We start from the raw sequence: 5654 nt of genomic DNA, 5'->3' as shown, positions 1-5654 counted from the left end.
GAAAAACTTATGAGCAGCCCAGATGGTTTGTTTAATCCAATGCAAAACTGCCCTGTTTGAAATTGGTGCAATCAGATTCATTTGCTCAAGAATCGCGATCGCGTTGATGGAACCAAATCAGTGATCAAGAAAGTTCTCATTACTTGGATACTGGCGCTGTGTCTTCTGGGTGGCCCAATGGTAGGAAATGCGCTTGCCCAAGACGCATCGCCTTCGGTGAGTCCTTCCCCGGAATTGTCCGCTCCCGCAACGGTTCCTGGGGAACCAACCGATGCTTCGCGTCAGGAAGCGTCGCCAGCGGTTGCTGAGGCTCCGAAAATCGACACAGGCGATACCGCATTTATGCTAATTTCATCAGCCCTAGTGCTGCTGATGACGCCTGGGTTAGCTTTTTTCTATGGCGGATTAGTGCGATCGCGCAACGTCCTCAACACCATTATGATGAGCTTCATCCTCATGGGAGTTGTCGGCGTTACCTGGACTCTGTGGGGCTATAGCCTCGCCTTTGCACCCACTTCCTTGACCCCTGGAGCCGATCCTCCTTTCAGTGCCAATCCCTTCATTGGCAGCCTGAACTGGCTATTTTTGAATAACGTCGCCTTCGACCAACCCGATCCGGTCGGTTACGCTGGCACGATTCCCCATCAAGTGTTCATGGTTTACCAGATGATGTTTGCCATCATCACTCCAGCCCTAATTTCTGGGGCTATCGTGGAGCGGATGAGTTTCAAGGCATACTTCTGGTTCATCCTGCTTTGGTCTACCTTTATCTACTCTCCTTTAGCTCACTGGGTTTGGGGCAAAGGCTGGATCGGTACATTTGGAGCCTTAGATTTTGCTGGAGGAACCGTCGTACACATCAGCTCTGGCGTCTCTGCTGTCGTCGCCGCTTGGGTGATTGGGCCGCGAAAAAGCTTCATGGTGACACCACACGCACCCCATAACGTGCCTTACGTGCTACTCGGAATCGGTATGCTCTGGTTTGGCTGGTTTGGCTTTAATGCCGGGAGTGCTTTAACAGCAGGTTCCCTAGCAGCGGTAGCTTTCGTCGCCACAATGGTCGCTGCGGCAGCCGGCGGTCTCACTTGGGTCATCCTGGAATGGCTACTCAGAGGCAAACCGACAGCAATTGGCATTGCCAGCGGTTTCCTCGGCGGACTGGTTGGCGTGACCCCGGCAGCCGGATACGTGAATCCGCTCGGAGCCATCTTCATCGGTTCCGTTACCTCTGTTTGCTGTTTCTTTGCCGTCAGTCTCCGAGCCAAGTTGCAGTTTGACGATTCTTTGGATACCTTTCCTATCCACGGCGTTGGCGGGACGATAGGGGCGCTTCTGACGGGTCTGGTTGCGACGACAACCGTTAACTCAGCAGGAGACAACGGTTTATTTTTCGGCAATCCCGTCCAATTATGGGAACAGATTGTCGGTGTCTTAGCAACTTATGTGTTTGCCGGGGTGGGCACTTTTGCTATCCTCAAACTTTTAAGTTTGGCGATGGATTTGCGAGTCAAACCTAACGCTGAAGACCAAGGTTTAGACATCAACGAGCATGGTGAAGAAGGTTATGGAGAGGATTTTGCCACTGGACTGAGCTTCAAAGGCGAATAATCGGTAATTTCCATTGGCAGCTAGGCGATCGCTCGATTTGTGGATGCTAGCAATTTAAGATTAAATTCAACCTGTGCTGAATCTGATTTAGTGTGTCCACTCGCTCGAAAACCTTTCTTCCGGCTTGGGCGCTTTTGTCCCTAGCTACCAACGGGTTGCTGATGCTAACAGTAATTTTGTTGCTGAATCGGGATCGGTGGCTATCAGCTAGGTTACAAGCTAGCGATGCTACCTCTGTAGAGCCGATCCCAGAAGACGTCTCTACCAGCCTGCTGACGAAAACACTACCTTCCACACCCGCGTTAGGGCCGCGCCACCAGCTGAATTACGCTCAGTGGGTGACGCTGCTCAGGCAAGAAGCGGAGGTAGCCGCAACCAAAAATCCCAAACATTTAACCGTACTGGCTGGGGATTCGCTCAGTCTGTGGTTTCCTTCGGAGCTATTGCCCACAGAGCGCACTTGGCTCAATCAAGGAATTTCTGGAGATACTTCAGGGGGTTTGCTCAACCGATTGGATGTGTTGGACGAAACTCAGCCGGAAACGATCTTGGTGATGATTGGCATTAACGACCTGATCCGAGGGGTGGGCGATCGGAGAATTCTGGCGAACCAGCGACAGATTATCCGCTATCTGCGACGGGTTCATCCCCAAGCACAGATTGTTGTGCAGTCGATTTTGCCCCACGGCGGTAAAAAGTCAACCTGGGTGGGACGCGATCGCCTGATTGCTATCCCTAGCAGTCGCATCCGCGAACTAAACCGACAACTGGGCGCGATCGCTCGTTCGGAATCTGTCAGCTATCTCGATCTCTATCCCCTGTTTGCCGATAGTAACGGCAATATACAGCCCGAACTGACGACGGATGGCTTGCACCTAAGTCCCCAAGGCTATGTTATTTGGCGCTATGCCCTTCAATTCTTCATGCAGGTGGAAAGAGAACCCAGCAAAGCCAATTAAAAATTCCTGGCTTTGACTTTGCTGGGTTACGCCAGCTGAGCGTCCAGGCATTTTATGATCGACGAGGAGAACCACCAGAATGAGAGAGGAAACGGCTGCATGGATACAAAAGCCTTCAAACGGTCATTGAACAGTTCTGAGAACTACCATCGCAAGGGCTTTGGTCATCAAGAGGAAGTCGCTGGTGTCCTCAAATCCGAGTATCAGAGCCATCTCATTCAGGAAATTCGGGAAAACAACTACACCCTGAAACGCGGTGATGTCACCATCCGGTTAGCCGAATCGTTTGGTTTTTGCTGGGGTGTGGAACGCGCCGTCGCAATGGCTTATGAAACCCGCCAGCACTTCCCGACCGAGCAGATTTGGATTACTAATGAAATTATTCACAACCCTTCTGTGAATCAGCGCTTGCGCGACATGAAAGTAGGGTTTATCTCAGTAGAGAAAGGGGAAAAAGACTTCTCCGTTGTCGATGCGGGTGACGTGGTGATTTTACCGGCATTTGGTGCCAGCGTTCAGGAAATGCAGCTGCTCAACGACAAGGGTTGCAAGATTGTGGATACAACCTGTCCTTGGGTTTCTAAAGTTTGGAATACGGTCGAAAAGCACAAGAAAAAAGCTTACACCTCGATCATTCACGGCAAATATAATCACGAAGAAACTGTCGCCACCAGTTCTTTTGCTGACAAGTATTTGATCGTGCTGAATCTGGCACAAGCGGAGTATGTCTCTAACTACATTCTCAATGGCGGGAGTCGCGACGAATTTATGACAAAATTCAGCCGCGCTTGCTCAGAGGGATTCGATCCCGACACCGATTTAGAGCGGATTGGCATTGCTAATCAAACCACGATGCTCAAGAGCGAAACCGAGCTAATCGGCAAGCTATTTGAGCGCACCATGATGAGAAAGTATGGGCCAAGCGAGTTGAACGAGCATTTCCAAAGCTTCAACACCATCTGCGATGCCACTCAAGAGCGGCAAGATGCTATGTTTCAGCTAGTAGATGAAAAACTAGATCTCATGGTGGTGATTGGGGGGTTCAATTCTTCCAATACGACGCACTTACAAGAAATTGCCATTGAGCGGAAAATTCCTTCCTATCACATCGATAGCGCCGAGAGAATTGGCCCTGGCAATCGTGTGGAGCATAAGCCGCTGGATGGCGATTTGGAAGTTCAGGAAAATTGGCTCCCCGCTGGTCCCATCGTGGTAGGAGTTACTTCTGGAGCTTCAACTCCCGATAAGGTGGTAGAGGATACGATCGAGAGGATTTTTGAGCTGAAAGTGGCTGCGGTGGTTTAAGAAAATTAGGGGATGAATTCGTTTTGAGTTTTGAGTTTTTCTTCAATTCAAAACTCAAAACTTTCAGCTTTTTTGGGCACCATCTGCAACTGGGGAAGCATCGTTAAACTGCTGCTGATTGTAGTTGTAAAGCGTGCGGATGGGGTAAGGAATGTTAATGTCAGCGCGATCGCAAGCTTGTTTGATCGCGATCATCACCTTGGTTCTAGTGCGGCGCACATCTACCTTGTGCGGCGATGTCCAATAGCGGACGACCAAGTTCATCGAGCTATCACCAAAGCCCAATCCATCTACTTCCGGTGCTGGCTTCGATAAGACGCCTTCGACTTTTAACACGGCGTTGAGCAGGGTTTCGACGGCGTAGGGTAAAGGGGTATTGTAATCAACGCCAATTTCTAAATCAGTCCGGCGGTGGGGCATCGCTGTCAGCACTTGCACCGGACTGGTAAAGACAATTGCATTTGGCACGACGATGCGCTCTCCCTGATAGGTGATAATTTGGGTGGCGCGCAGGGAAATTTCTTCAATCGTTCCCTCGAAACCGTTTACTATCACTTGATCCCCCAACCGAAACGGTTCCTGCAACAGCAGCAGCACTCCTGCCAGAAAATTTTTGAAAATATCTTGAAAGGCGAAGCCAATCGCTACCGAGCTGAGTCCCAGCAAACCAATGATGTCGCCCAGCCGCAAGTCTGGGAAGGCAACAACACAGGCGAAGAGAATCCCTACCACCCAGGTTCCTACAAAACTGGTCTGCACGAGCAGCAGGCGCAGTGATGGGTTTTTCAGGGCACGCCTGCCAACGCCACGGACGAGCCGCCGAACTAGATTCGCTCCATACCGGGTTAAACAGAGGATTGCGATCCCCATCAAAATTCCTGGTAGCGCCTCAATAGTTTGACCCATCAGGTTTAATAAGCTCTGTTGGATTTCTTTAATCAAAGCAGCCATAGGCGAAAGGGATCATCTTAAACTTTTGCCAGAATATCAAATATCTCAAAACCGAGCGGTTTTTTCGCTTGGGTTTTGGCGTGAGCGATCGCTTTTTGGTTGGCTCTCTTCGGACGCCCAGTGTGTTCCACAACACCAGTAAATAGGAAGTCGCCCGCTCCTGCGCTCACGGCATCCCTTGACTTCCCCAAAGGAACACCTCGCCCAATTTAGCTCCAGCCTTAAACAATGCTGGACTTAGCCAGCCTTCTAAATTTTTGGCTTCCCAGCGATACCAGTTACCGTTGTACTGTTCTCTTACCCAAACCAGTTCTGCCTGATACTCTGAAAAAGCGATTGGAGAAAACAAAAGTTTAAAACCTTGAGCAGCATTAGGAATCTCTTGAACCAGACTGTCAATGATTGCAGGCATCCCGCTGACAAAGGGTTCGCGGATAAGTCCGGCTGGCTCATAGTCAAATACCCAATAGTCTTCATGACGATAGGGAAAAATCACCATCATTGCATTCGGCATCATCTAAATTCCCTCTTATTTTTTTTGGCGTCTTTTACATCTTTGAAATTCAATTTCTAAACCATACTTCGACGCGCTTTAATCAAAAAAGCATTTGCCTTTTCATAATCCGGACGTTCAGGCAGCGATGTTGTGGCGAAAGCGTCATCAAACTGGCGATGCAAGCTTAGCCGCCAAGCGTTAACTTCCTCCCAAGGCATCTCCCCGTTGCGGATAGCCAGCAGTTGTTGTCGGTGTTCTTCGACGCGAACTGGGACAAAACCCTCTTGCAGCACGGTGATGCCCGACAACAACAGGCGGATTAGATGCATCGCGTG

The 5654-nt window shown here is 50.0% G+C and carries 7 protein-coding genes; 3 read left to right on the top strand and 4 right to left on the bottom strand.

Features of this window, described 5'->3' with window-relative positions:
* Positions 1-120: 120 nt before the first annotated feature.
* From H6F50_RS07345 to H6F50_RS07335, 3 genes are all read left to right on the top strand, one after another.
* Positions 121-1608 (top strand): ammonium transporter, encoded by a 1488-nt coding sequence (locus tag H6F50_RS07345; protein ID WP_347275944.1) that lies wholly within the window; start codon positions 121-123, stop codon positions 1606-1608.
* 92 nt (positions 1609-1700) lie between these two features.
* Positions 1701-2567 carry an SGNH/GDSL hydrolase family protein gene (locus H6F50_RS07340; RefSeq protein ID WP_347277141.1) on the top strand — a complete coding sequence of 289 codons (867 nt, stop codon included), beginning with the start codon at positions 1701-1703 and terminating at the stop codon, positions 2565-2567.
* Between the two features lie 99 nt (positions 2568-2666).
* The gene (locus tag H6F50_RS07335) at positions 2667-3872 is read left to right on the top strand and encodes a 4-hydroxy-3-methylbut-2-enyl diphosphate reductase (RefSeq protein ID WP_190427982.1); all 1206 of its coding nucleotides are present in this window, start codon (positions 2667-2669) and stop codon (positions 3870-3872) included.
* A gap of 63 nt (positions 3873-3935) precedes the next feature.
* On the opposite strand, the gene H6F50_RS07330 is transcribed toward H6F50_RS07335, so the two are convergent.
* The 4 genes from H6F50_RS07330 to H6F50_RS07315 form a co-directional block, all read right to left on the bottom strand.
* Complete coding sequence (locus H6F50_RS07330) at positions 3936-4823, bottom strand: mechanosensitive ion channel family protein (RefSeq protein ID WP_190427981.1); 888 nt, start codon at positions 4821-4823, stop codon at positions 3936-3938.
* Between the two features lie 17 nt (positions 4824-4840).
* Positions 4841-4993 carry a hypothetical protein gene (locus H6F50_RS07325; protein WP_190411397.1) on the bottom strand — a complete coding sequence of 51 codons (153 nt, stop codon included), beginning with the start codon at positions 4991-4993 and terminating at the stop codon, positions 4841-4843.
* Positions 4990-5337 carry a hypothetical protein gene (locus tag H6F50_RS07320; RefSeq protein ID WP_190427983.1) on the bottom strand — a complete coding sequence of 116 codons (348 nt, stop codon included), beginning with the start codon at positions 5335-5337 and terminating at the stop codon, positions 4990-4992. Before H6F50_RS07320 ends, H6F50_RS07325 begins: the two co-directional genes overlap by 4 nt.
* A 56-nt stretch (positions 5338-5393) precedes the next feature.
* Positions 5394-5654: nucleotidyltransferase domain-containing protein (locus H6F50_RS07315; RefSeq protein ID WP_190427978.1), on the bottom strand; the 261-nt coding region annotated here is incomplete at its 5' end.

Origin of the sequence: Coleofasciculus sp. FACHB-712 (genome assembly GCF_014695635.1) — a bacterium.
In the GTDB taxonomy this organism is placed as follows: Bacteria; Cyanobacteriota; Cyanobacteriia; order Cyanobacteriales; family FACHB-T130; genus FACHB-T130.
This window is presented reverse-complemented; position numbering and strand designations above follow the sequence as displayed.

What these genes read in the sequence shown, in the direction of transcription:
- H6F50_RS07335 (WP_190427982.1), top strand. Translation starts at nt 2,667, where the DNA reads ATGGATACAAAAGCCTTCAAACGGTCATTGAACAGTTCTGAGAACTAC.
- H6F50_RS07330 (WP_190427981.1), bottom strand. Translation starts at nt 4,823, where the DNA reads ATGGCTGCTTTGATTAAAGAAATCCAACAGAGCTTATTAAACCTGATG.
- H6F50_RS07320 (WP_190427983.1), bottom strand. Translation starts at nt 5,337, where the DNA reads ATGCCGAATGCAATGATGGTGATTTTTCCCTATCGTCATGAAGACTAT.